This is a genomic window from Vibrio sp. 1401 (genome assembly GCF_033340295.1).
The window spans coordinates 1-541 of record NZ_JAWOWF010000760.1; the positions used below are offsets into that span (position 1 = coordinate 1).

Genomic DNA, 541 nt, shown 5'->3' on the forward strand with positions numbered 1-541 from the left:
ATGCCGCGATCATTTTCTCTTTACCAACTAAGTGAGCAGCACCTGCGTCGGCATGGAATTCGCGATGACGGCTGTACCACATGGTAATAAAGCTTGCTAAGAAGCCAAACACTAGCTCAAGCACCATAGATACACCGAAGTAAACCATCATGTTTGTACCTTGACCTTCTTCATCATCGTTCGATGCCACAATATTGGCGATAAAACGGGATAGGAAGATAACAAACGTGTTCACAACACCTTGCATTAGCGTCATCGTGACCATGTCACCATTCGCAATGTGGCTCACTTCGTGCGCCAGAACGGCTTCAGCTTCATCACGCGTCATGTTGTGTAGAAGACCAGTCGATACAGCAACCAGTGAATCATCACGCTTAGCCCCTGTCGCGAATGCGTTGATGTCTGCAGAATCATAAATCGCTACTGTTGGCATACCAATGCCCGCTTGTTGCGCTTGACGGCCTACCGTCTCAAGCAACCAATGCTCTGTTTCGTTACGTGGGCTTTCAATCACCATGCCGCCAACTGAGCGTAGTGCCAT

General features: G+C 48.6%; 1 protein-coding gene. It reads right to left on the reverse strand.

The genetic code is table 11. The features are described from left to right. The coding region (gene htpX / locus R7Z77_RS28010) for a protease HtpX (RefSeq protein ID WP_318137388.1) at window positions 1–541 on the reverse strand (541 nt) is incomplete at both ends.